The organism is Terrilactibacillus tamarindi (assembly GCF_009718825.1).
Classification (GTDB): domain Bacteria; phylum Bacillota; class Bacilli; order Bacillales; family Sporolactobacillaceae; genus Terrilactibacillus; species Terrilactibacillus tamarindi.
Genome location: NZ_WNHB01000030.1, coordinates 1 through 25,421, shown reverse-complemented (window position 1 = coordinate 25,421; position 25,421 = coordinate 1). Strand labels below are relative to the sequence as shown.

Annotated in this window: 28 protein-coding genes and 1 riboswitch; of the genes, 18 read left to right on the top strand and 10 right to left on the bottom strand. The window is 36.9% G+C overall.

Annotated features, from left to right (window positions below; all coding sequences use genetic code 11):
* The first annotated feature begins 8 nt into the window (after positions 1-8).
* The 3 genes from GMB86_RS14560 (at position 9) to GMB86_RS14550 (ending at position 4,261) form a co-directional block, all read left to right on the top strand.
* Entirely contained in the window at positions 9-665 is a 657-nt protein-coding gene (locus GMB86_RS14560; RefSeq protein WP_155221142.1) for an amino acid ABC transporter permease, read from the top strand.
* Complete coding sequence (locus GMB86_RS14555; RefSeq protein WP_155221136.1) at positions 662-1,384, top strand: amino acid ABC transporter ATP-binding protein; 723 nt, start codon at positions 662-664, stop codon at positions 1,382-1,384. Before GMB86_RS14560 ends, GMB86_RS14555 begins: the two co-directional genes overlap by 4 nt.
* A gap of 525 nt (positions 1,385-1,909) precedes the next feature.
* Positions 1,910-4,261 carry an immune inhibitor A domain-containing protein gene (locus GMB86_RS14550; protein WP_155221140.1) on the top strand — a complete coding sequence of 784 codons (2,352 nt, stop codon included), beginning with the start codon at positions 1,910-1,912 and terminating at the stop codon, positions 4,259-4,261.
* Positions 4,262-4,341: 80 nt separating this feature from the next.
* On the opposite strand, the gene GMB86_RS14545 is transcribed toward GMB86_RS14550, so the two are convergent.
* Positions 4,342-4,635: a hypothetical protein gene (locus GMB86_RS14545; RefSeq protein ID WP_155221134.1), complete on the bottom strand. Its 294-nt coding sequence runs from the start codon at positions 4,633-4,635 to the stop codon at positions 4,342-4,344.
* A gap of 116 nt (positions 4,636-4,751) precedes the next feature.
* Here GMB86_RS14545 and GMB86_RS14540 point away from each other — a divergent pair, with 116 nt between their 5' ends.
* The 7 genes from GMB86_RS14540 (at position 4,752) to GMB86_RS14510 (ending at position 9,064) form a co-directional block, all read left to right on the top strand.
* A complete protein-coding gene (locus GMB86_RS14540) occupies positions 4,752-4,982 on the top strand; it encodes an excisionase family DNA-binding protein (RefSeq protein ID WP_155221132.1) in 231 nt (76 codons plus the stop codon).
* A 164-nt stretch (positions 4,983-5,146) separates the two neighbouring features.
* The gene (locus GMB86_RS14535) at positions 5,147-5,638 is read left to right on the top strand and encodes a YbaK/EbsC family protein (RefSeq protein ID WP_155221129.1); all 492 of its coding nucleotides are present in this window, start codon (positions 5,147-5,149) and stop codon (positions 5,636-5,638) included.
* A gap of 266 nt (positions 5,639-5,904) precedes the next feature.
* Positions 5,905-6,375: a ribose 5-phosphate isomerase B gene (gene rpiB, locus GMB86_RS14530; RefSeq protein ID WP_155221127.1), complete on the top strand. Its 471-nt coding sequence runs from the start codon at positions 5,905-5,907 to the stop codon at positions 6,373-6,375.
* Positions 6,376-6,492: 117 nt separating this feature from the next.
* Entirely contained in the window at positions 6,493-7,353 is an 861-nt protein-coding gene (locus tag GMB86_RS14525; protein WP_155221125.1) for a Cof-type HAD-IIB family hydrolase, read from the top strand.
* Positions 7,354-7,565: 212 nt separating this feature from the next.
* Positions 7,566-8,105, top strand: coding sequence for a phosphatase PAP2 family protein (locus tag GMB86_RS14520; protein WP_155221123.1), 540 nt, complete (start codon positions 7,566-7,568; stop codon positions 8,103-8,105).
* Positions 8,106-8,179: 74 nt separating this feature from the next.
* Positions 8,180-8,605, top strand: a complete 426-nt coding sequence (locus GMB86_RS14515) for an RrF2 family transcriptional regulator (RefSeq protein ID WP_155221121.1) — start codon at positions 8,180-8,182, stop codon at positions 8,603-8,605.
* 93 nt (positions 8,606-8,698) lie between these two features.
* On the top strand, positions 8,699-9,064 hold the full coding sequence (locus tag GMB86_RS14510) for an IDEAL domain-containing protein (RefSeq protein ID WP_155221119.1): 366 nt from the start codon (positions 8,699-8,701) through the stop codon (positions 9,062-9,064).
* 83 nt (positions 9,065-9,147) lie between these two features.
* Here GMB86_RS14510 and GMB86_RS14505 read toward each other — a convergent pair whose 3' ends face one another.
* From GMB86_RS14505 to GMB86_RS14470, 8 genes are all read right to left on the bottom strand, one after another.
* Positions 9,148-10,140: an ABC transporter substrate-binding protein gene (locus GMB86_RS14505; RefSeq protein WP_155221117.1), complete on the bottom strand. Its 993-nt coding sequence runs from the start codon at positions 10,138-10,140 to the stop codon at positions 9,148-9,150.
* Between the two features lie 13 nt (positions 10,141-10,153).
* Positions 10,154-10,918: an ABC transporter permease gene (locus tag GMB86_RS14500; protein ID WP_155221115.1), complete on the bottom strand. Its 765-nt coding sequence runs from the start codon at positions 10,916-10,918 to the stop codon at positions 10,154-10,156.
* Positions 10,905-11,645, bottom strand: coding sequence for an ABC transporter ATP-binding protein (locus GMB86_RS14495; RefSeq protein ID WP_155221113.1), 741 nt, complete (start codon positions 11,643-11,645; stop codon positions 10,905-10,907). Before GMB86_RS14495 ends, GMB86_RS14500 begins: the two co-directional genes overlap by 14 nt.
* Complete coding sequence (locus GMB86_RS14490) at positions 11,638-12,927, bottom strand: acetylornithine deacetylase (protein ID WP_155221111.1); 1,290 nt, start codon at positions 12,925-12,927, stop codon at positions 11,638-11,640. Before GMB86_RS14490 ends, GMB86_RS14495 begins: the two co-directional genes overlap by 8 nt.
* A 102-nt stretch (positions 12,928-13,029) precedes the next feature.
* Complete coding sequence (tenA, locus tag GMB86_RS14485) at positions 13,030-13,725, bottom strand: thiaminase II (RefSeq protein WP_155221109.1); 696 nt, start codon at positions 13,723-13,725, stop codon at positions 13,030-13,032.
* Between the two features lie 139 nt (positions 13,726-13,864).
* A riboswitch (TPP riboswitch) is annotated at positions 13,865-13,968 on the bottom strand.
* Between the two features lie 136 nt (positions 13,969-14,104).
* The gene (locus GMB86_RS14480; protein WP_155221107.1) at positions 14,105-14,962 is read right to left on the bottom strand and encodes an SAM hydrolase/SAM-dependent halogenase family protein; all 858 of its coding nucleotides are present in this window, start codon (positions 14,960-14,962) and stop codon (positions 14,105-14,107) included.
* Positions 14,963-15,189: 227 nt separating this feature from the next.
* Entirely contained in the window at positions 15,190-16,065 is an 876-nt protein-coding gene (locus tag GMB86_RS14475) for a DMT family transporter (RefSeq protein ID WP_155221138.1), read from the bottom strand.
* A gap of 186 nt (positions 16,066-16,251) precedes the next feature.
* Positions 16,252-16,686 (bottom strand): CBS domain-containing protein, encoded by a 435-nt coding sequence (locus tag GMB86_RS14470; protein ID WP_155221105.1) that lies wholly within the window; start codon positions 16,684-16,686, stop codon positions 16,252-16,254.
* A 360-nt stretch (positions 16,687-17,046) separates the two neighbouring features.
* Between GMB86_RS14470 and GMB86_RS14465 the strand changes: the two genes are divergently transcribed.
* The 5 genes from GMB86_RS14465 to GMB86_RS14445 all read left to right on the top strand — a co-directional run bounded on the left by GMB86_RS14465 (position 17,047) and on the right by GMB86_RS14445 (position 21,689).
* Positions 17,047-18,162: a GAF domain-containing sensor histidine kinase gene (locus GMB86_RS14465; protein ID WP_155221103.1), complete on the top strand. Its 1,116-nt coding sequence runs from the start codon at positions 17,047-17,049 to the stop codon at positions 18,160-18,162.
* A gap of 10 nt (positions 18,163-18,172) precedes the next feature.
* The gene (locus GMB86_RS14460; RefSeq protein WP_155221101.1) at positions 18,173-18,805 is read left to right on the top strand and encodes a response regulator; all 633 of its coding nucleotides are present in this window, start codon (positions 18,173-18,175) and stop codon (positions 18,803-18,805) included.
* A gap of 337 nt (positions 18,806-19,142) precedes the next feature.
* The gene (locus GMB86_RS14455) at positions 19,143-19,322 is read left to right on the top strand and encodes a hypothetical protein (RefSeq protein WP_155221099.1); all 180 of its coding nucleotides are present in this window, start codon (positions 19,143-19,145) and stop codon (positions 19,320-19,322) included.
* Positions 19,323-19,644: 322 nt separating this feature from the next.
* A complete protein-coding gene (locus GMB86_RS14450; protein WP_155221097.1) occupies positions 19,645-20,487 on the top strand; it encodes a YitT family protein in 843 nt (280 codons plus the stop codon).
* Between the two features lie 377 nt (positions 20,488-20,864).
* On the top strand, positions 20,865-21,689 hold the full coding sequence (locus tag GMB86_RS14445) for a GNAT family N-acetyltransferase (protein WP_155221095.1): 825 nt from the start codon (positions 20,865-20,867) through the stop codon (positions 21,687-21,689).
* A 39-nt stretch (positions 21,690-21,728) separates the two neighbouring features.
* Here the strand turns inward: GMB86_RS14445 and GMB86_RS14440 are convergent, their stop codons facing one another.
* Positions 21,729-22,631: a DMT family transporter gene (locus tag GMB86_RS14440; RefSeq protein ID WP_155221093.1), complete on the bottom strand. Its 903-nt coding sequence runs from the start codon at positions 22,629-22,631 to the stop codon at positions 21,729-21,731.
* A 129-nt stretch (positions 22,632-22,760) separates the two neighbouring features.
* Between GMB86_RS14440 and GMB86_RS14435 the strand changes: the two genes are divergently transcribed.
* The 3 genes from GMB86_RS14435 to GMB86_RS14430 all read left to right on the top strand — a co-directional run bounded on the left by GMB86_RS14435 (position 22,761) and on the right by GMB86_RS14430 (position 25,356).
* Positions 22,761-23,654 (top strand): LysR substrate-binding domain-containing protein, encoded by an 894-nt coding sequence (locus tag GMB86_RS14435; protein WP_329602956.1) that lies wholly within the window; start codon positions 22,761-22,763, stop codon positions 23,652-23,654.
* A gap of 112 nt (positions 23,655-23,766) precedes the next feature.
* On the top strand, positions 23,767-24,000 hold the full coding sequence (locus tag GMB86_RS15605; RefSeq protein WP_196220246.1) for a hypothetical protein: 234 nt from the start codon (positions 23,767-23,769) through the stop codon (positions 23,998-24,000).
* Between the two features lie 135 nt (positions 24,001-24,135).
* Entirely contained in the window at positions 24,136-25,356 is a 1,221-nt protein-coding gene (locus tag GMB86_RS14430) for an MFS transporter (protein WP_155221089.1), read from the top strand.
* Positions 25,357-25,421: the final 65 nt, after the last annotated feature.

Here is a 25,421-nt window from a genome sequence, read left to right as displayed (position 1 = left end):
AGACTCGATTGGATTTTCGATTTGATATTATTGCAGAGTATGCCCCCTTCTTTTTAAAAGGGACATTACTCACGATTGGTTTGTCCATTGCTGGTGTGTTTATTGGAACCGTTTTAGGACTATTTATCGGTTTAGGCAAGATGCTTAGGAATCGTTTTTTATCGTTTCCTTTTTCCTGTTATATTGCCTTCTTTCGTGGTACGCCTTTATTTGTTCAAATTTTACTGGTTCATTTTGGTGTCGTAACTGCTATTACTGGTGAAACACACGCCATTGCTGCAGGGATCATTGCTTTATCCTTAAATTCAGCGGCTTACGTTGCAGAGATAGTTAGAGCTGGAATTCAATCCATTGATAGAGGACAAATGGAAGCAGCAAGATCATTGGGCATGACACATGTTCAGTCTATGAGATACATTATTTTACCTCAATCTTTTAAAAGAATGATTCCACCACTTGGAAATGAATTTATTGTTCTTCTCAAGGATTCTTCTTTAGTATCCATTGTCGCGGCGCCTGAATTGATGTATTGGGCTCAAGCAATGGGGACTCAATACTTTAAAGTATGGGAACCTTATCTCACCGCCTCTCTTATTTATCTTGTATTAACTTTATCCCTTAGTTTCCTACTAAATCGACTTGAAAGAAGGTTGGCAACAGAATGATAAAGGTTGAACAATTAAAGAAATCATTTGGTGAAAATGAAGTCCTAAAGAATATCAATTTAGAAGTACGGAACCGGGAAGTGGTCGTTGTCATTGGTCCTTCTGGATCAGGGAAGTCAACTTTTCTAAGGTGTATCAACCGTTTGGAAAGCATTACTGAAGGTCGCATTTATATTGAAGGTGTGGATATTACTGATAAAAAGACGAACATCAATCAGATTAGAACGGAAGTCGGTATGGTATTCCAACAATTTAATTTATTTCCGCATAAAACTGTCATAGAAAATATTATGCTATCTCCAATGAAGGTCAGAAAAGTTTCGAAGGATCAAGCAAGAGAAAAAGGGATGGAGTTATTAAGAAAAGTTGGATTAGAAGATAAAGCAAATGTCTATCCAGATTCACTATCTGGTGGTCAAAAACAACGTATAGCCATAGCGAGAGCCCTTGCCATGGAACCTAAAATCATGTTATTCGATGAGCCTACATCCGCTCTTGATCCCGAAATGGTTGGTGAAGTGCTAGAAGTGATGAAACAGTTGGCTAAAGAAGGCATGACCATGATCGTTGTGACGCATGAAATGGGATTTGCCCGAGAGGTGGGCGACCGTGTAATTTTCATGGACGGCGGATACATTGTTGAAGAAAATGTACCGGGTGAGATATTTACAAATCCAAAGGAAGAAAGAACAAAATCCTTTTTAAGTAAAGTGTTGTAATTTGTAAGAACAATATTTTTATAGTTATGCTCCCGAATGGAAGAACGTATCCTATTCGGGATTTTTTTTACAGCGATATAAGATGAAGAGGGTGATTATATTTTAGACTGGTATATTTGAACTAGACGCATGCATACTACATAGAATATCATGCCCAACTATTAGTACATAACGACTATTGCAATTTCAAGTAACAGGACTAATTTCCACATTTTATAAAATAAAAAGGAGATTGGTAAATATAACTAGAAATAATAGATTAATAGTTGAAAATTTTTACAGGTATGAAGATTAGGAATATACCGGTATAAATTCAACTTGGCCTTTTGTTATGCTCTTGACTGTGATTTCTTTATGAAAAGGCTTTGTTAATGAATCATGTTGATAAACACTGTATTTGATTCTTTCCTGTATATGATTCTATTGCAGTAGGGTAAATGAAAAAATCAACATGGGGATTTAATATGGCCTAGGGAAAAATTAAACTATTGACTATTGGGGGAATTTGATTTGGACAAGAAAAGGATGACAGCAACAGTGATGGCATTCATGATTGGTTTAAGTTTATTTCCATTCAACGGATTTCAGCCATCAAAACAAGCCGAAGCAGAGACCAAAACAGGGACTAACCCCGTATCTAACTATTCGGGTTCAACCATTGATTTGGGCGTTGCCAATGATGAAAAGTTGATTGAAATGCTAAAAAAAGAAGGAAAACTAGCTAAAAATGCAAGTCCAACTGAAGAGAAAAAAGCATTGAATCAATATTTAAAAGGTAAAGCTGAATCTAACAAGAAAGGGACGAAAGATAAACTTCCAAAAGCGTTAGCAGATTTGAAGAGTGATAGCGATGTTAAAAAGGATAATGGCTTAAAAAGTGGAAAAGGAAATAAGTTAGGACAAGCCAAAAAAAATAAAGTCGATTCCGTTGAGCAAGAAAACTATGATGGACATGTTCGTAAGGATAAAGTCTTAATTTTAGCCATCGATTTTCCTGACTATGCAAAAAGCTCCATTACATCAGATGAAACAGATATGTTTTACGAAAATTATACCCATGAACATTTTCAAGATATGATTTTCGGAAAAAATGGTTATAAAGGACCGAATGGAGAAAATTTAATCTCCATGAAGCAATATTACGAACAACAATCCGGCGGTAGTTATACGGTTGATGGCGAAGTAGCAGGATGGTATACGGCAGATCACCCAGCCGCCTATTACGGTGGTAATTATCCAGGACCTGAAGATAGCGACCAAAGACCAAGGGAGTTGGTTTATGAAGCACTAAAAAAAGCGGGTCAGGACCCTAATATTGACTTGAGTGATTATGACGTGTGGGACCGTGACGACTACGACGGCGACGGTGTTTATAATGAACCAGACGGTATCATTGATCACTTAATGGTTATTCATGCAGGTGTTGGGGAAGAAGCAGGCGGTGGGAAGTTAGGTGCGGACGCCATCTGGTCTCACCGTTCGAATCTAGGGAATCTGATAGCCGTTCCAGGTGGCCACTCAAATAGTGATCGTTTTGACGGTTTACTTGGGGCTTATGATTATACTATTGAGCCAGAGGATGGAGCTGCAGGGGTTTTCTCTCATGAATTTGGACATGATTTAGGCCTTCCTGATGAGTATGATACGAATTATACAGGAGCCGGAGAACCGATTTCCTATTGGTCAATCATGTCGAGTGGCAGCTGGGCTGGTAAGATCCCGGGTACAGAACCGTCAGGATTTAGTGCATATGCCAAAGAATATTTACAGTCAGCCCATGGCGGGAACTGGTTAAGTGGCACAACTGTCGATCAAAGTGATGTGACAAGTAAGGGGACTGAAGTATTATTAGATGAGGCATCAACGAAAGGGACAAATAATGATGCCCTTAGAATCAATTTGCCTGATAAAAAAACAACAGTCAATACACCGACAAGTGGTCAATATGAATATTTTAGCGGCAGTGGTGATAATCTCAATCATTCAATGAAGAAGACGATTGATTTAACGAATGCTTCAAGTGCACAGTTAACATTCAAAACGTGGTATGATATTGAGTCTGACTGGGATTATGCATCGATTAAAGTTAATGGAGAAACGATCAAGGGGAATATTACGACAACCGATAACCCATACGATCAAAATCCAGGTAATGGTATTACGGGAAGTTCAGATGGCTGGAAGGATGCGTCGTTTGATCTATCGGCTTATGCAGGTCAAAAGGTTGAACTCGAATTCAATTATTGGACCGATGTTGCCGTCGCTCTTCCAGGATTCTACGTCGATGATATTAAAGTGGTCGCAGATGGAAATCAAATTTTATCTGATGATGCTGAAGGAGAACCTTCCTTTGCGTTAGATGGATTTAAGAAGGATGAAGGTAACTTCTTATCCAAACAGTATTACCTTTTAGAGTGGCGTTCACATCATGGTGTGGATGAAGGTCTTGCCCATATCCGTCGTGGAGCTAGCCTGATGAGTTTCGATTCTGGTCTTGTCGTCTGGTATGTTGATAACTCTTATGGGAATAACTGGACAGGTATTCACCCGGGGGATGGTTTCTTAGGAATTGTCGATTCTGATCAGCATATTAACAAATGGAGTGACGGGGTTGTTGCTTCAACAGGTTATCAAATGCACGACGCAGCTTTCAGTCTAAATAAATCAGATAAAATGTTCTTAGATTATACTGGGATTAATGGAGCAACGCTCAAAGACAACTTTACAAAGCGGAGCCCATTATTTGATGACAGCTCAAATTACAGCAATGAAGGGCTACTTGATGCAGGCCGTAAGATTCCAAACTATGGCTTAAAGTTCCGAGTGGTAGGGGAAAGTGATGATGGATCAGTCGGTAAGGTTCTACTTTATAAATAAGTAAGTATAAAATAGGCATGAGCTTAGATTTATTATAGCTCATGCCACTTTTTTGTTTTGAAACTATTAGGAGAAATTAATTAAAAACCATCATCAGTAGCGTAAAATGGAATAGCCAGTCTAGCTTCAACAGCGCGTAATCTTTGGTTTAATCGATTGAGTCGACGGTTTTGACGTTCATTTTCTTGTCTTAATTGGTTTATTTCTCTAGTTTGTCGTTCATTTTCTCTTTCAAGCTGTCTAATCCTTCTTTCAAACGATTGCGGAAGTTGAAATTGTCGATCTAAGATTTCTTGCTCAGGTTGTGCATACGAATTATAATCAATGTATTGACTTGTTTGTTCAGGAACATATTCCGGATAAAATGGATTCATTTGTTTATCTCCTCCACTGTTTGGGTTTCTTCACTATACCTTATGTCATTAGCGGAAAGATGACAGGGCAAATGACCAAGGATGAAATAAAAATTTTAGTAAAAGAGGACATACACATGTATTTGACGATAAAAGAAACGGCTGAATACTTATCCATGCCACTATCAGATGTACAAAGTCTTATCCTTCAAAATAAAATCCGTACGGTATTCGATGGTGAGCAGCATTTAATTAATCAAGATCAGTTCGATACTCATTTAGAACAATTAGAGCGATACAAAAAGGAAATTGCTGAATGGTTGAGCGAACCGATACCTGAAGATATCGACGTGAAGGACGAAGATTAATAGTTTTTACACACTTTAACCGACAATGACTTTTTTGTGCATTTTCTACATAAAACGTTAATTAAAATTAACGGTGAGAAAAAAGAGTTCAATTGTAAAATAAGTATGAAATTTTGATATACTGAATCATAAACAGAATGACTAGGAAAAAGGAAGTGCTAATCATGAGTTTAGAAGCTGTCAAAGATTACTTTAAGCAATGGGATAAGGAAGAAGATATTATTGAACTTGAACTATCCAGTGCAACGGTAGAGTTAGCTGCAGCTGCTCTTCATGTTGAACCTGAAAAAATTGCAAAAACACTTGCTTTCAGAGGAATAGACTCAGAGTACGGTATTCTTATCGTTGCAGCTGGTGACGCTAAAATTGACAATAAAAAGTTTCGCCATACGTTTGGGATGAAAGCACGTATGCTTTCGCCCGAAGAAACATTAGAACAAACAGGGCACGCTGTTGGAGGAGTTTGTCCATTTGGACTAGCCCACCCTTTGCCCGTTTTTATGGATATTTCACTTAAACGATTTGATAAGGTGTACCCGGCATGCGGTAGCAGTACGTCAGCTATAGGTCTATCTATTGAAGAATTGTATGAGTATGGAAAAGGGAAAGAATGGGTAGATGTTTGTAAAGGATGGGAAGATGGAGAAGAAAATTAGTTGACAAATTGTTAAAATTACATAAAGAATGTGATAGAGCCACTTGATGAATTAGCAAGTGGTTTTATTTTTTGTTAAGATTATGGTGAAAAGAGGATGCACAAGTATAAAGTGCATCCTCTTTTAATTAAATTTTGCTTAGGGTACTTAATTAGTAAATACATATATAGTAAACTCAAAATATTGGTGGTAGGATAGAACTAAGAAAGTGCTCAGCACATTTTTAGGCTATTACACATATATAAATATAATTGGAGGTACATATTATGAAAATTGCCATGGCAAATGATCATGCAGGTTTTGGATTAAAAGAAGAAATTAAAGTAGTGCTTGAAGAACAGGGACATGAAGTTTTGGATTTTGGTACACATAGTACGGAGGCATGTGATTTACCGGATTATATTTATCCAGCATCACTTGCTGTTGCAGAAGGTAAAGCAGATCGTGGAATCTTCGTCGATGGCGTTGGGTATGGTAGTGCTCTTATTGCCAATCGCATTCACGGCTTAACAGCGGTTGTATGTCAGGATCCATTTTGTGCTAAATTAGCAAGGAAACATACAGATAGTAATGTTCTATGTATTGGCGGGAAAATTATTGGTTCAGCTATAGCTCTTGAAATCGTCGATGTATGGATGAAAACAGATTTTCTAAGCGGCATCGAAAAGTATGAACGACGTGTGAAAAAGGTCAATGATATTTCAGAGAAGCATCTAAAAAAATTATCTGAAATATAATCTTGTTGGATGAATATCATTATAATGATAAACACAAATTGAAGGAAACTCGGCGACTCTTCAGTTTTCTTTTCGATGTACTACTATTGACTAAAAAAATAAACAGGGGGCCTATCAATGAAATTGATTGCGACCGACCTTGATGGAACACTGTTAAATAGTAAAAACAAAATTAGTAATGAAAATCTTACTGCGATTAAAGAAGCACAATCTAAAGGGATTCAAATAGTTATAGCAACAGGAAGAGCGCATTATGATGTCCAAGCTATTATTGAGAGAGATGGTCTTTCTAATGTATGGATCATTGGGGCAAATGGCGCAACTATTCATGATCCTTCTGGCAAACAAAGACATTCTGTTCCTATGAAAAAAGATACGATAAAAGACGTATTAGATTGGCTTGAGGATCAACATTTTTATTATGAAATATTCACGAATAAAGCGATTTATACTCCAAACAACGGAAGAGAATTGATAAAGATAGAAATAGACCGACTGAAGAGTAGTCATCCAGAAACGAATACCAAAGAACTCATCAAAGCGACGGAAAAGCAGTACAGTCAATTAGGATTTGAATTTATCCCTTCCTATAAAGAAATAATAAACAAAGATGATATTGAAATATATAATATTCTAGCTTTTTCTTTTGATGATGAAAAATTAAATGAAGGTAAAGAGCGTTTCAGCAAACGTCCGGAATTTTCTCTTGTTGTCTCGGCTAATCATAATTTTGAAATTGAAGATAATCAAGCTTCTAAGGGATTAGCTTTAGAAAGAATTGCCGATGAACTGCGGATTCCGATTGATCAAACAATGGCCATCGGGGATAGCTTCAATGATCTATCCATGATTGAACGATCTGGATTGGGTGTTGCAATGGGGAATGCACGAGATGAAATTAAAGAATTGAGTGACAGAGTGACGTTAACAAACAGTGAAGATGGTGTCGCTTATATCATCCGTGAGGTTTTAAGTTAGGATAGGAAATGTTTCTCCTATCCTTTTTAGGGTATATGTAAATGTAGGCAAATGAAATTATGTATATATTCCTATCCTTAATCAGAGAATAAAGAAAAGGCTTTATCATGACTATTTAAATAGAATATTTTTTTCTGGTGCCACCTTATGTATTTTAATTTCAAAATATATTTAACTATTAGTGAAAATGGATCGAGATAGGGGTGTATAGAATGACAAAAACATTCACAGCTTTACACAAACTCGAGCGACGAATTTTCATGCGTATAAATCGACATTTTGAAAGAAAATTAATCAATTGGTATTTCAGGTCGATCACACATCTTGGCGGGACCACTGCTACAATCTCAGCTGTTCTTATTCTTCTTTTGTTCACTAAAGAATCTCTTCATAAAGCTTCCATTGCAAGTGCCTTTTCTTTAGCTATAAACCAAATTCCTGTACAATTTTTGAAAAAAATATATCCTAGAAAACGTCCTTATTTAAGTATTGCTGGTACATTGTACCCTGCAAATCCATTAAAAGATCATTCGTTTCCATCAGGACATACAACAGCTGTTTTTTCAGTTATCACTCCACTTATTTTATTTTATCCCATCCTTAGTATTATCCTTGTCCCAATTGGATTAAGTGTCGGTCTTTCCCGTATCTATTTAGGCCTCCATTATCCTTCTGATGTACTGGTTGGCATTGGTTTTGGCGTATTAACAAGTCTGATTTCCTATTTTTATCTTGTACCCTATTTCTTTTAGAAGAAGGGTAAATAAATTGACTTCTTAAACTGTGTCCTTTACTATTACAGTAATCTTGAGGAGGATAGTTAGACATGACGAGTGCATTTACCATTGCTGTACACAGTTTAGTTTTTTTAGCGAGTTTACCCGATCGAATGGCGAGTAGCGAGGAAATTGCCAATCAAGTTTTTACACATCCTGCTAGAGTTCGAAAAATCATGAGTTGTTTACGAAAAGAAGGGTATGTAAAAACAAAAGAAGGCATTGGTGGGGGATATATATTTGAATGTGAACCCGATGCCGTCACTCTAGGTAACATTTATCGTTCGATTTCGTGTAAAGCATTGAAACTACACTGGTGTTCAAACGAGGCATATGAAGCATGTCAATTATCGACACACATTCAAGATGTTATGGATCATATCTTTAACGATGCAGAAAATCATTTCATTGCCTATTTAGATCACATCACCATAGAATCTATATTGCATAAGATAAAAGTAAAACAAGTATTCTAGTTATTGCGTATTTACTTATATTACAAGTGTAATAAGTTCCATTACAGTTAATTAGGTTGTGACTAAAATAATAGGAATCTGGGGGTAAAGGAAATGAAAAGTTTACAACTAGATGTAGGGAATTGGGTTAAAGCAACAACAAAAAAAGGTGCTTTTTTGCATGGATATATAAAGAAAATAAACGATACAGCAGGAACGGTAGATGTTCATGTTCTTCAAAGTGATCAGAAGGCTATGGTTGGTCAAACCGTTACTCTACTTAAAGGTGTCGTTAAAAATTTGGCCATGTCAAAATTTAATGAATCTGAAATTCGGAGTTTAATTGATTTGGCTTTAACAACTCGAGACAAAGAATGGTTTGACGAACTAACCATGAAATTGGAAAATGAATTAAAAAAGTCTAAAGGTAAATCATCAAACCCCATTGGAACTAGAACCATAAACTCTATTAGAAGGTAGTAGTACATGATGATATCGTTTTTAAATAAATTAAAATGACCCGTTTCCCTTTTATAGGAAATTAGGTCATTTTTTCTTTTTTCTTAATAATTTAAATTCATAAAGGCATCTTTATAATTGACTTTCTTAGGTGTGATCTTGGTTTTGTACATCCAATCAGCTAAGTTTTTCCATTGTTTTGGATTTTGTTGTCCAAATGGCGTTGTTTTATCTCCCATTAGCGGAAGTAAAATATTTAAACTTTCGGTTTCAACTTTTTTATCTAACTTAAAGTTTTTATTTTCGTGGTCGAGTAAGACATTAAGAGCTGATTTAGGATTTTTTTTTACATCATCTTGCCCTTTAGCTAAGGCTTTCATGAATTTTGTTAATGTGTCTTTTTCTGATTTTAAGGTTTTTTCTCCTGTGACAAACACTAATTCAGAGGAATCGGGAACACCGTTATCCTCTAAGCTCATTTTACCAACGTTGACGCCTTCTTTTTTAAGAAGTAGGTATTCATGATTGATATAGGCACCTTCTAATGCATCGACTTTCCCTGTAGCTAAAGCTGGCATTAAGTCAAAGCCGACATCAACCATTTTGACTTTGCTCATATCACCGCCATCATGTTCAACGAGCGTTTTAATGATCGGTTCACTTGTTGGCGAAGAGGCATAGCCTACTTTTTTTCCTTCTAAATCTTTCGGACGTGTAATGCCTTTTGATTTATTGTAGATTAAAGCATCTAAAGGATGCTGTACATAAGAACCAATCGAGACAACAGGGATATCCTCACTGCGAGACAATAAAACCTGTTTTTGGTAGCTGATCGCTAAGTCAATTTTACCGACGGCTGCCATTTTGAGTGGGTCATTTGTATCTGCTGGCATTTCAATTTTTAAATTAATTCCTTCATCTTTAAAATAACCTTTTTCTTTGGCGACATAGAGAGCAGAGTGAACGGCATTAGGATACCAATCAAGCATAATGGTTACATCTTTTAGTTTGTTATTATCTGCTTTATTTCCAGAAGAACAACCTGCTATCATACCTATTAATAATACACTTATCATAAATACTAAAATTCTTTTCATCAAAATCCCCCATTTATGATCGTCTATTTCGTAATAGACGCTTTTCTATTAAACTCATGATAATAAATAAAATAATACCTGCAATCGATAGGATGGTGATGGCAGCGAAGACACCGGCCGCATTAAGTTGTCCACTCATGCGACGGCTGTAATAACCTAATCCTTCACTAGCCCCGAGCCATTCACCGATTGTCGCTCCGATCAGAGCGTAGACAATAGCCAATTTAAGGCTTGAAAAAAATACCGGTAAAGCACTTGAAACATGAAACTTTGTGAAAATTTGCCACTTTGTTGCCCCCATTGATCGAAGTAAATCGACATATTCCGAGTTTCCAGAACGCAACCCATCATAACACCCAACAACAATAGGGAAGAAGGCGATTAAAAAAGTGACGGCCACTTTGCTCCAAATGGTATAACCGAACCAGAGAACGAAAATAGGTGACAAAGCAATGATCGGTATGGTTTGAGAAATCAACACAATCGGATAAATGATCTTCTCTATCGTCTTCGAAAAAAACATCGCAACGGCAAGAATGACACCAATCACAACGGATAGGATAAAACCTATCCCTAGTTCCAACATCGTCACTTTTAAATGTACAAAAATAAGGGAAGAGAGGTTGTCAATGATCGCCCTATAGACCTCACTAGGAGCTGGGATAATGTATGATGGAACGAAACCAGCCTCTACAACCGCTTCCATGGCAATTAAGAAAATGACCGTAAAAATGGCAAATAGGCCATATAAACGAATGAAGGATTTAATTTTCATCATGACGCAAACGATCCTCCAACTTTTTTCGAATGCGAGTGAAGTCTTGTTGGTAAAGTAAATCCCGAGAACGTGGTCGTTCAAATGGGATCGGAGATTCTTCAAGATCATCATCTGGATGGAGCAACATCACTCGATCGCTGAGATATAGAGCTTCTTCTAGGTCGTGTGTAATAAAAATAACCGTTTGTTTTGTTTCTTGCCATATTGATAAAAGCCATGCCTGCATTTCTTTTTTTGTTAAGGCATCAAGAGCGCCGAACGGTTCATCAAGCAGCAATACATTTTTTCCAGTTAATAGCGTACGCAGGAAAGCTACACGCTGGCGCATTCCTCCAGAGAGCTCTTTTGGATAGGCTTTTTCGTAACCAGCTAAACCTACTTTCTCAAGCCACTGAATGGCTTCTTGTTTTTTTACCTTTTTCTGTTTTTTTATTTCAGTCGGTAAAAGAATGTTATCTAGTATGGTGCGCCAAGAAAAAAGCAAGTCATGTTGCGGCATATAACCTACATCACCTAATTTAATAGGTTTATCATCAAGGAGAATAGACCCATGATCAGCATGAAGTAATCCAGCGATCAATTTTAAAATGGTACTTTTTCCTGTCCCGCTTTTCCCAATTAAGGAGACAAATTCACCACGATGAATGGTTAGATTGATGTTTTGCAAGACCGGATTCACCTTCTGACCATCTTTGAAGGTATACGACACATCTTTTAACTCAAGCATCAGGGTCCACCTTCTCGCTGTTACACCAGTCAAGAATAAATGATATGAGCACTTCCGTGTACGCTGTTAAATCTTCAATTTTTACTTTTTCATCAATAGAATGAGCTTCAGATGTTGTTCCTGGTCCGTAAATGACCGTTTCGATCCCTGCTTCTCCAAGCCAACCGCCATCCGTGACACTTGTGGACATACCTACATCAGGAAGAGCCCTAAATACGTCTTGATGAACTTGTTTTAATTTTTCAAAAGCAGGATGGTCTTCATGAAGTTCAAGAGAAGGAAAAATTTCACCACGGTCTTCAATCATGGATTTACCGCCCCATTGAAAGGAGACGTTTTCCCTTGAAAGTGAAACATCGCTATCGACCAATCTATAAACATAGTCTTCGATTTCTTTTGAGACGCCTTCTGCGGTTTCATCAGGATAGAAATGGACGGTCAGCCATAACCGGCACTCGTCAGCAACAAATGCCGCGTGGCGCCCGCCTTCGATCACAGCGGGATTGATGGTATTAGTACCGACTTCAAAGCCAGGATAAGATTTTTGTATGGCCCAATCCCGTTCCAATTCATTTAGGCCTGTGATCACTTTAGCCATTTTTTCAACGGCACTAAATCCTTTGACACCTCCGCCAGCATGTATCATTCGTCTACGCATGGCATCGTGAAAGACTTGATCACTTTGAATGGTGAGCCAGCCGGTAATAACGCCGCCTTGTCCTTCTATTCGTAGGTTACTTGTATCCATTACGATCGCAAAATCAGCCGAGCTACCTCTTTCAACACAAGCTTTTGTTCCCGCTTCACCTGCTTCTTCGCCTGTTGCAAATTGCATACTTAAGTCACCTTTTAATTGAATATCATGCTGTTTTAAAAAAGACATAGCCAATAACGCAGCAGCTAGAGATCCTTTCATATCAGAGACACCGCGGCCATAGGCCATTCCATCTTGGATAGTCAATTCGAATGGCGGAACGGTCCATAGGCTTGTATCTCCTACATCAGCTACATCGACGTGGCCGTTTAATAGGAGACTTTGGTAACGGGTTCTATCGGTCCCTTTTTTAATAGCAGTGAGATTGATATCTCCAGGATAGAGTTCAAACTGATCAGTTTCAAAGCCTGCTTCTTGTAAGAAATGATCGATAAACTGCTGAATACGAGCTGTATTGCGTGCAGGAGGGCTTACTGTCTCAAAGTGAACGAGATCACTTAGAATATGCAATAATTTTTTCTTGTTTTTAGTTACCCAGTGATGTATTGTTTCTTTTTCTAGTGTCATCAAGCTTCACTCCATATTGAGGTTGTTCAAAAAGCCACCAAATGATAAGCCGCGAATCTCGGCGTTGGCTTGTTTATTTGTCACCTTTTTGAACACGTACTATTAATGAATTTTTATTAGACTATTAAACTTCCAATCTTCTTGGTAAAAGGACATTTCCCAGAATCGCCATTCAAGTTCGCAGCTTTTTAGAAAGACTTTCTCAGCGTGATTTAATTCGTTCTTTGTAGCTCCTTGTGCCTTTTCGTCCAATCTCCGGAACAATTCTTCTGCAAAAGTCATGTCCTCACTACCATACTTACCATAGAATTCTATCCAATCTCTGAAAGGATGTCCTTCCAATGAAGGAGTACGGTTCATGATGTGTTTGCCGATTTCCCAATACGTCCATGGACAAGGGATTAGTCCAGCTAGGATATCTAACATCGTCCCATCTCGACCTTGTTCCAACATATGTTGTTGATACATGAATGTCGTCGGTGCAAGTGCGCCATCTTTTAATTGATCTAATGAGAGATGAGCAACTTGACATAAATTTTGGTGAGCGATCGTTTCGCTATGTAAGGTAAAGTGGATCTGTTCTTGAAAAAAATCCATGTCCTCACGGGTGGTTGATTTGGTGATGGCTTGAGCGTAAATTTTCACAAAGGCATTCAAGTATAAGAAATCTTGCTGTACATAAAATTTAATGGCTTCTTTAGGTAACGTCCCATCTTCAATACCTTTAACAAAAGGATGTTGATAGATTTCCTGTAATATAGGTTCAGCTTTTTGTTTAAGTTGATCTGAAAATGTCATAGTGTCCCTTCTTTCATATAAGAGTTCATATCATTTAGGAGGGGCGACCATGCAGGCTAAGAAACAAAAAAACCACTTTCTCAGTAGAAAGTGGTTGAACGCATGCATTTATAAGTGATGAATCATTCATTGTACCTGAATGCAGAACGTACCACTTTCCTACGCCAGTATAACCTGGTTCAGGTTCAAAGGGTCTTGGTCGAATCACCAATCTCAGCTCAAAGTGCCCCCCTAGTGGATCAATAACGTATGAAATTGTGAGTTTAGTATAACATACATTTTTGCATAGTGAATGTTTAAAGAAAGATAAATTTATATATATTAATGATGGGATGTTCAATTAACTAGAGACATTTGCATACTGTAGAAGTTTTCTGTTTCACTCATAAACAATCTTCGGTGCTTTTCGGCACGATATGCTCCAATCAATTCCAGTTCCAATGTTATACACTTTTGAAAATGATTCTTGGTTTATCGCAACAGCAAGATTTAAGAGTGAATTGATATATAAAAGGGGCTCACCTATACGAGCATCAGCGAACGATTTGGCAAATTTCATCGTATTTTTATAGACTTCTCTCTCTTTATTTTTTATGGCAATTTCAACTTGGTCACCATAATGAACATTAAGTTTGGCAAATAATTCATGATGAATATTCGTCCATAAGCTACCAAAACGAATATCAAGGACGTCAATGGTTCCTTCAACGAACTGATCCGTCTTTTTAGCTTCTTTTGTTGGCAATTCAACGAGTTCAGAAGTCGTCATTTTTGAACCAAGTTCTTCAAATTTTACCTGATTGGCAGCTAGTCTTGCGCCGTTGTATGCATAGACATCTCGACCATGAAAGGTGTGGGACTGATAAGAGTCAGGTAATCTGTCTTTATTTTCATTAATTTGCCTGGCCTCTTCAATACCAATATACTTTTTCACATGGGTGAGCGTCCCATTGTCAGGTGTTATGATATATTGACCACTTTTTAATTTAACTGCAACACTTTTACGCTCAGAACCAACACCAGGATCAACAACAGACACAAACACAGTACCCTCTTGCCAATAAGTCACTGTTTGTAATAAACGATAGGAAGCCTCCCATATATTATAGGGCGGGATGTCATGGGTTAAATCGTAAATATGAAGGGTCGGACTTACCCGGTTTGAAACACCGTACATGGCACTTACAGCACCATCGCTTAAACCGAAGTCTGTTTGCAGTAGTAAACAATTTTCCATCTCTATATCCTCCAAACAAGTCATGTTGGGCTCTGCTTCTTTTAAAAAGAAAAGTCTGCTTTTACATATAATTTGTTCATTCCTTGTGAATTTATCTCTAAATGGTATTTAAATTAACTTGATTTCATGCCAAAAAAATAAGGGATTCATATTAAAGCATCTAAATTACAATTTAACCAAAAAAAGAAAAATGAAACTCTTATCCTTAAAATATAGGTTAGTTCATGTTAGATCACCTTTGTCTTTTTAAAAGATAGGATGGCAATGGTACTTAATATGCATAACGTTCCAATCCACTCAATCATGCTAAACGTCACGTGAAGCCAAATAACAGATAAGAAAGCTGCAGATAAGGGTTCCACGCAACCAAGTAAACTTGCTTCCGAACTGCTTATGAATTTAAGACTTTCTAAATAGCAATAAAAGGCAATCAGTGTACCAAATATGACAATGAATACAACGGCAAAAAAGGCAGGTAGTGACCATGTTCCGATAAATCTCCAAGGGGGGTGAATCAAACTGAATCCAATTCCGCCAATGAGCATCCCCCAACCAACAACGAGCATAGAACCCCACTTCATAAGAAGTTTGTATGGCTGCAATGTGTAAAAGGCGACAGCAAAGGCCGAGCTAATCCCCCAAAATAAGGTTAATCCTGAAATAGAAAGACGATGCATATGACCATGAGTCACGAGTAAAAATGTCCCCATGACGGCTAGTAACAACGCGATCATTTCTTTTATATTAGGAAGGCGTCTGGACCGAAGAGATAGGTAACAGGTAATAATGACAGGACCTAGGTATTGGAGTACGGTTGCCGTTGCGGCATTACCAAATTTTATAGCTGCAAAATAAGTGTATTGAACGGCTAACATTCCAAAGATGCTAAATAATAAAAGACTAATCCCATCACGCTTATTTTTCCATACACCCCACACTTTATGTTTATCTTTTGTGTAGGTTAAGATTAATAAAATGAATCCAGATAATAACAATCGAACGACGACTAGCCATTCTGGACTAAATTTTTGGAATGAAAATAAAAATTGAGCTACCGTACCTGAAATGCCCCAAAGTCCAGCCCCTATAATAACGAACATCATTCCTTTTGTTTTTGAATACGATACGGGTATACTTGTTGAATTCACCTTGACTTCTCCTCTATCCAATATCTTTTTTCTTCATCATACTGAATTTTTCATCAAATGAACACTGAACTTTTTGTGTATTTTTATGGATTTAAAAAGAGACATTTGCTTTTTAGAAAAGTAACAAATGTCTCTCTTGGTTTAGTCACCAACACGCATTTTCTCATTTTTATTATTTTGTACCTTCTCCATCAGATACTCAATGATTTCTCGCCGTCTAATGATCCCAATAAAGATGCCAAGGTCATCCATGACTGGAACAAAATTTTGGGTTAATGAGTTATTGATAATATTTTCCATATCGTCGTTAATCGAAACAGCTTGACTCCGAGTATGTAGTGGTACGTCTTGAAGCATAATGTTATTGGTTTGATTAAAATCAAGTTGTTTCATATTTTTCAATTTCCATAATAAATCGCCTTCAGTCAGTGTACCTACATATTTTCCCTCTTGATTAAGAATCGGAACAGCTGTGTAGCGATTGTATTCCATCTTCTCCATAGCTTGCCTCATGGTCCAATCTTCACATACATATTTCACTTCACTTTTAGGTGTTATAAAAAAAGCAATGTTCATAGCTATTCGTCTCCTTACTTCATATCAGTAAATAAATACATATGAAACATCAGCAACGATCATTTATATTATTCGATGCTTTATTAAAATTTTTTTCCTAAAAATCATAAATGAACGGTTTATTCTTACGATATACAGAGGAAAAATGTTACAAAAAGTTGACAATATGTGTTTAAACCTGTTTTAACTGGGGTGACAATTAATCTATAAGACAAGAGCACTGATCTGTTGTGGTATAGTTTCAGTAGATATATGTTAATAAATTACGTTACTAATTACGATTGAGTCAAAAAAACAAAGATATTTAAGGTAACTATTTTTAACTAATTCCGGATTTTAGAGATGTAAGGAGGTTGTAAAATGTCAAAAGTTAGCGAATCAGAGCTATTAATATTAAAAGAGATTGCTGAAGTTTTGAATGAAGGTACAGAAATAGATACCATGTTGCAAGATGTGGTAAAAAAGTTATTGCATGTCACCGGATTAAAAGTAGCTTGGGTTTTTCTCGTTCATCATGACATGAGTTTTAGACTAGCGGCTAAAGAAAATTTGCCTCCTGCATTATCAAAAGATGACTATGCACCGATGTGTACGGAACATTGTTGGTGTATGAATCGCTATAAAAAAGGAACGTTAAATAGAGCGTCGAATATCATACAATGTAAACGGATTGAAGATGTTTTGAAAATCAAAAGTGGGGATACAAAGGGGTTAACTCACCACGCATCTGTTCCTCTTCTTGCGGGGAATGAAAGGTTCGGCATACTCAATATTGGTTCACCAGACAAAACTCATTTTGAAGTAGAGGAATTAGCTCTATTAGAATCCGTGGCATTTCAAATTGGAACGGCATTAAAAAGAATCACACTAAGTCAAAAAGAACAAGAGAATGCCCGTATATCTGAACGAAATAGACTTGCAAGAGATTTACATGATTCAGTTAACCAGCTCCTATTTTCTCTTAATCTAACAGCAAGAGCAGGCAGGGAGTTAACAAGTGATGGTAGGGTAATAGAAACGTTTACATACATACAAGACTTAGCCCAAGAAGCTCTTGCAGAAATGAAAGCCTTGATTTGGCAGCTTAAGCCAAGTGGTCTTGAACATGGAATGGTTAGTGCTTTAAAAGAATATGCTCGTATGCTGGATTTAGTCATTAATATTGAAGTAACTGGAATGGTCGAGTTACCTAGCAAAATTGAAGAAGCGATTTGGCGCATTGGTCAAGAAGCGCTTGCTAATATCAGGAAACATTCTGGTCAAAATGAAGCGTGCCTTCATTTGCATGTTTCTAACCGAGAGGTGATTTTCTCGATTTCTGATAAAGGCTGCGGGTTTGAATACATTGAAAAAAACGATCTTCCTTCTATTGGGTTGAGAAGTATGAGAAATAGAGTCAACGCTTTAAACGGTCGGTTTCAATGCTCAAGCAGCCTAGGCAAAGGGACGACCATCAGGGTGAGTATTCCGATATAGGAGGTTGGTTATGACCCGAGTTTTAATTGCTGATGATCATAACGTGGTTCGAAGAGGGCTTGTCTTTTTCTTAAATATGCAAAAGGATATTGAAATTGTTGGGGAAGCGAGAGATGGGAAAGAAGCCGTTGAAAAAGCTAAATTATTATTGCCAGATTTAGTTTTGATTGACCTGAATATGCCTGTTATGAATGGTATTGAAGCGACTCGAGCGATAAAACAAAGTCATGGACAAATTAAAATTTTAATACTGACGAGCTTTTCAGATCAGGATCATGTCTTGCCGGCCATAGAAGCAGGTGCTGATGGCTATCAGCTAAAAGATATTGAGCCTGATGTGCTTATTCATTCCATTCATGCTGTGATGCAAGGAGAGAATGACCTGCATCCCAAAGCAACGACGGAGGTTCTTAAGAGCCTCTCATCAAAAAATAAACATCGGCCAATTGACGATTTAACTAAACGTGAAAAAGATGTTCTGGGGGAGATTGTCAAAGGGAAAAGTAATAAAGAAATTGCCTCTGCCTTATTCATTTCTGAGAAAACGGTCAAGACGCATGTCACTAATATCCTATCTAAACTCGAATTAGCGGATCGAACACAAGCAGCAGTATATGCTGTCAAATCAGGCTTTTTTAAATAAAGTGAAGCTTCCATCAGTGGGGTCTATACTTGCCGTTAAGGCGGAGGGATAAATTATGTTACCGAGCGACGAAAATCCAGTCGTTCGGTTTTTTTGTGCTTGCCTTAACTTCGAATTTATTGTAGTTTCCGATTCGTTTCCTTTGAGTATGAAAATGGCTACGACTAAAGTCTGAGGAATGTTTCATCTCTTACGACGATTTCAAAAGAACTCACTATCACTAGTATGAAAGTATACAAAAGGAGTGAGATTGAGATGAAACACGCAACTTCATATGAAGCTCATATTCAGGAAAAATTCTTCAGGATTCAAATTCTAATAAAAGGCGGGAGAACAAATGATTAATTATTACGAGATGACACAACTAGCCAAACTCAAACAATCTCAAATAGAAAAAAATGCAAGTCGCGCTTGGTGGTATTCCTCAAGAAAAGGGATACGAAAGAACAAAAAAAGCAAAAAAATACTTTCTTCGTTAGTTCATTCCAATCATGATGAAGGTGGTGAATGTAAATAAAATGAAACTTCAATCTGTGAGGGTTTTCTTCATCCCTCCACCTATGAACGCTCGTTTACACTCATTATCTTTAGGTTGGGGGGCAAGACTCGCCGTTAATGCGGGATAAAACAGAACGAAAGAATAAGTGTGAAAAAACACATTGACATAACGAACCCTCTCGTAATATATTGAGATTGAAAGTTTATTGAATCGTATGAGCTTTAACGGATGAATGAATCGTCATGGATGAAGATAGTCATAAGTGAAGAATGTATATCTCTTCTTTCTAAGTATGATAGAACGAAGGGATTTTTTGTGCTTAGAAAGAGGAGGTTTTTTGATGAAAACGATAAAAAATAAAAATATTATTAATATATTATTTATACTCGCAGGCTCATTTTTATTTGCGATTGGGATCAATACATTCGTGATTCCACTTAATTTGGGCGAAGGTGGAGTCACTGGACTTTCGATTATTTTGTTTTATTTGTTCCATCTTTCACCAAGTATTAGTACCTTTGTCTTAAATGGAGTTTTATTAATCATTGGCTATAAATTTTTAGATAAAAAAACATGTATTTATACCATTATTGCGGTGGTATTCAATTCGATCTTTCTTCATATAACGGCTGGTTGGGTTATCCATTTACATGAACATCTAATTGGAGTGGCTTTTGGCGGTGTGATCTCCGGACTTGGAATTGGAATGGTGCTCAAAGCAGGTGGAACAACCGCTGGGTCAGCCATCCTAGCGAGAATTGCTAATAAGTACTTGGATTGGAATCTAAGCTACGCCCTATTGTTCTTCGATCTGATCGTTGTCTTTTGTTCATTCTTTATTATTGGGGCTGAAAAAGTGATGTTAACCATTGCGATGCTCTATATTGGAACAAAAGTGATTGACTTTGTAGTCGAAGGATTAAATACGAAAAAAGCGGTCACCATTATTTCAGACAATAAAGATGAGATCGCTCGAGAAATTAATCAAACGTTAGACCGTGGTGTGACCATTCTTAATGGTCGTGGAAACTATACACAAGCTTCCAGAGAGGTCATTTATGCAGTTATTAATAAACAAGAATTAATCAAACTAAAGAAAATTATTCGTAAGATTGACCATAATGCCTTTGTTATTATTCACGATGTGCGGGATGTCTTTGGTAAGGGATTTTTAGATATATAACGAATCCGTATTTCTATAAATATATATTTATGAAATAGTCGAAAACACTTGTGACTTTAGTCATGAGATGAATCGGCTTCGGATACGGTCTACAACCAGTAGATACCTGCAAGGATATCGGTTGTAGGTTAAGTATCCGACATGGTATAATCCCCCTATAACGTTTGCCACGTATCAATCTTAAATAATAGTCTTGAATCGGGCTAACAGGACGCTAATCGATACACAGGTATCGTTGTCCACGAAAGTCTAAGGGAAACCAAACAAGTGGTTGGTGTCAGCTTTTCACTTAGTGGAAAGTCATCCAAAAGAAGTTTGGTCAGTACCTTAGAACCTCGTGACTTTAGTCATGAGAGATTCAGGAAAAGAGATTATATATGTTAAATCAGGGGCAAGTAAAAAGAATCCAACAGCTACAAAAACAATGTGAAGCACATGATGGCATTCATCTAAAACTAGACATAGAGATTCTGAGAGATAGAGAAGAAGAGGAGTGCGATTATTTTCATTATGTCGATGGAAGGTTAGCTGGCTACCTTGCTTTATATCCAATTGATCAAGAAGTCGAACTATGCGGCATGGTACACCCTGACTATCGAAGACAAGGCATTATGTCTTTATTACTTAAACGAGCTTTAAAGGTGATAGAAAAGGAAAAATACAAGAAAATATTATTAAATGCACCAGCAAAATCTGTAGAAGCAAAAGCTTTTTTTAATCAATTACCGTGTGATTATTCATATACAGAATATCAACTGAAATGGGTCAAACAAGAAATAGCAGATCAGGATGATCACGTTTCAATCAGATATGCCACGCGTGAGGATTATCAAACGGAGATTCAAATTGACGTTGAATGCTATGGCATGTCAGAGAAGGAAGCAGAGGAAGAATATTATGAATTAAAACAAGAAACAGGATGGCGATTCTATATTATTGAATGTGATGGCGTACCGATAGGAAAAATTCGTGTTGAGCAAAATGAAGACGCATCCTGGATATATGGATTTGCTATCTATCCTGAATTTCAAGGAAAGGGCTTTGGGAGAGAGGCATTAAAGAAAGTTCTGGCTTTAGAAAAGGGCAAGAATGGGATCTACATTGAAGTTGCAGCAACGAATCGAGGAGCCCTTCATCTTTATCAATCATGTGGATTCTCCATATTTGAAGTACAAGATTATTATGAATATCGAGTAAATTAAAAAGGAAGAGGATCACCCTCTTCCTTTGCTTTTTAAAAATCAATGTTTATGCACGCGAATGTGTAAACGCCATTTTTTCGTTTGCCATAGCTTATTAAAATTAAATTCGGCTATCAAGGTACCTGTTAAGATAAGGCCAGCCCCAAAAAACCCCTTTGGTGACAGAATATCACCTAAGAATACAAAGGCAAAAAAGGCGGCAAAGACGGGTTCTAATGAGAAAATTAATCCAGCTGCCGTTGACGTGGTATACTTTTGAGCAACCGTTTGGCCGATAAACCCAAAAGCACTGCAAAGTAACCCTAATCCTAAAACAGAAACCCAAGAGGATGTGCTTACCGGCCATTGTGGTGCTTCAAAAAAGGGAGCAAATAGAAAACCAAAGGCGCTCGTAAAGCCAAGTAGACAGATTCCAAGAGCAAGCGAATCGACATGCTTGGTAAATTTTCCATTTACTAAGATAAAAATGGCATTACCTAGGGCACCAAAAATACAAAGTAAATCACCGAAGTTTATTTGTAGCTGATGATTGAGTGTTAGTAATCCCGTACCTATAAGGGTAAAAATCAATCCACGCATGGTGCGTTTGGTTGGTTTTACTTTTGAATAAAACCAGGTAATGAGAGGAACGAAAAGAACCGTTAAACTAATAAGAAACCCTGCATTAGAAGCCGTTGTCAGTTTGACTCCATAAGTAATAAAAATAAAAGAAATGAATAAGATGAGCCCTAAGATAAAGGCATATTTGATTGTAGATCCATTGATTTTAAGGAGCCTTTGATGAAACAGGATACTGGAGGCTATAAAACCAATTCCAAACCTAAAGGCTATTAAATGAAGCGGCTCAAGAGAATCAAGACCCATTTTCATAAATAAATAAGACAACCCCCAAAACATCGTAACCATGACCAATAAGATATTTGCTTTCGTCTGCTGAGCCAACGTTCATACCCTCTTTTATATAAAAATTTAAGTTTCACTTTTCATTGTTCAACAGAATTATATATGAGAAAATGAAATTAAAAAAATGAATAATAATGAAGTTGAAAATGAAAAAAATTCATGTAAGAGGTGGCCACTTTGTCACTTGTAAAATTTGAAATTCTAAAAACCGTTATTGATCTCGGAAGCATTACAAGAGCAGGGGAAAGATTGAATTTGACGCAATCAGCGATAAGTCATGCGGTTACGAGTTTAGAGAAGGAATATGGCTTTTCTTTATTGACAAGGTCACGTTCGGGTATTAAGCTGACTCCAAATGGCAGGGAAGTTCTACTATATATTGAAGAAATGCTGCATACAAATGAGAAAATGAAACAAGTCATTGCTGAAATTAATGGACTAGAGATAGGAACGGTCACAATAGGCACCTTCTCTAGTGTGTCAGTCCAATGGCTTCCAGATATTATCAGAACGTTTAAACAGCAATTTCCCCGTATAGAGGTTAAATTGCTCGAAGGCGGTTATCAAGAAATTCATCAATGGATCCTTAATGGAGATGTCGATTTTGGTTTTGTTTCTTTACCCATATCGGAGAAGTTCGATGTCATAACGTTAAAAAAAGATAAAATGCTTTGTATTCTTCCTCAATCACATCCATTATCTCAAAACGACGTCGTGTCATTTTCAGATCTAAGGAATGAACCTTTTATCATGCCAATGACAAAAGGGGGATGCGGCCTAGATGTCAGACGTGTCTATAAAAAACACCGCTTTACACCAAAGACCATATTTGAGTTGAAAGATGATCAAGCCATTATATCCATGGTGAATAATGGGCTCGGGGTGAGTATTCTACCTGAAATGGTTCTTTCTAATCTTCCAAGTACAGTTCTGGCCGTAAACATAGAAGGAAAGGAAGACTACCGTTTAATCGGCATGGCCGCCCATTCCTTCCAACGTGCTGCCCCAGCTACACAGAAATTTATTAAATGTGTGGAAAATTGGATCAAGGAGCAAGAATAAAAAATAGAAGATATAATGGAAAGGAATTCTAAAAAACCTTTTGTATAATAAACAAGTAACCACAATCAAAAACACACTGTAACTCACTTATCAATTAAAATATTAAATATAATTGCGTGTTCAAAAAGGTGACAAATTAGAAGCAAGAAGGTCAAGGCGGCGCCGTTTTGAGGACCGGAATGTAGGCTTTTACTACATGAGGACCGGCTTTCCACAGGATGTGGTGGCTTCAACGTTGCTCACAGGACGTGAGCGATTTTATTTGAAGATCCTCTTGGAGGGCGCCGAGATTCGTAGCTTATCATTTGGTAACTTTTTGAACAACCTCTATAAAGTCAATGCATAAAGAAGGGAAGTTTTATTTATCCCCCAAACGTTCTCATCTTTATAGCATACTCAAAAGGAGTACATGTATATATGTTCATTAGTCCGATTTAAAATCCCCCAAATAAAACCAGCAAAATAAAAATGGGGGATAACATTGAAATCAAATCGAAATTTTATTTTTCTAATGCTGGGTCAGTCGGTAGCTAATATAGGTGATGTATTATACATTGTTGCCGTTATTAGTGTTTTATACAAATTAACTCAGTCTGCAACTGTCTCATCGTTTGTTCCATTCTCAATAACTTTTGCTATGTTTATATCAAGCGTCTTAACGCCACTATTAATTGAAAAGTTTAATTTAAAGTTACTTTTGCTATGGTCTCAAGTAGGCAAAACAGCATTATTGATAGGCTTAGGTATTTTTATGATTAATAGTTTAAATTCAGGAAACTATTATCTGATTTTTATAATTATCGTTGGTGTTGCCCTTCTTGATGGATGTGCAAATCCAATTAAGCAGACCTTAATCCCTTATTATGTTGAGGATAACTTACTAATCAAGGCGAATGGTATATCTGAAACACTAACACAGTCTATCCAAATTGGGACATGGTTTTTCGGGAGTTTACTCTTAATTGTATTCAATGCAAACCAGTTAATTTGGTTCGTTAGTGTATTATTTTGTCTATCCTGCATCCTTTTAAGTTTTTTGAAAAAAGTAGAATACGAAGCAGAGAATCAAGAAAAAAAATGGACAGTATTAACGAGAGGGTGGAAATCAATTAATAATAACCCTCTGTTAGGAAAAGTCGTCTGGATGGAATTTTTCGAAACTGTTGCAAACTCGGTTTGGATTGCAGCCATATTGTATGTATTTGTTGAAAAGGCATTGAAGGTGCAGGAACAATGGTGGGGGTTTATAAATTGTTCTTTTTTCATCGGTTTAGTTTTAGGTAGTATATTGTGTATAAAATTTTCTCGTTTTGTAGATGAAAAAAGTAATGTTTTTATCATGACAGGAGCTTTAACGACCTGTGTTTGTACCATTCTTTTCGGTACAACAAGCGTTCCGGTGATGGCATTGATATTATCAGCCTTAATTGGTCTGTTCGGACAATTAAAAAATATTCCACAACAGACATTAATACAAACAAGTATTTCAAAGGAACAATTAGCAACCGTTTATACTTCTATTGGAACCATTTCAACAGGTGTTTTTGGCGTTTCGTCACTCATCATAGGTTTAATTTCTGATTACCTCGGGATAAGAAGCGTTTTTATTATATCAGGAATTTTACTTGCTATAGTGAGTTTAATCGCATTTAAAAATAGAAAATTATTTGTAAAGGACGATAGAAGACAATTGAATTGTTAAGTTGGAAAAAATGAAATAGGGGTTTAAATCCACAATAAAAGGGCTTGGAAATTCAAGCTCTTTTT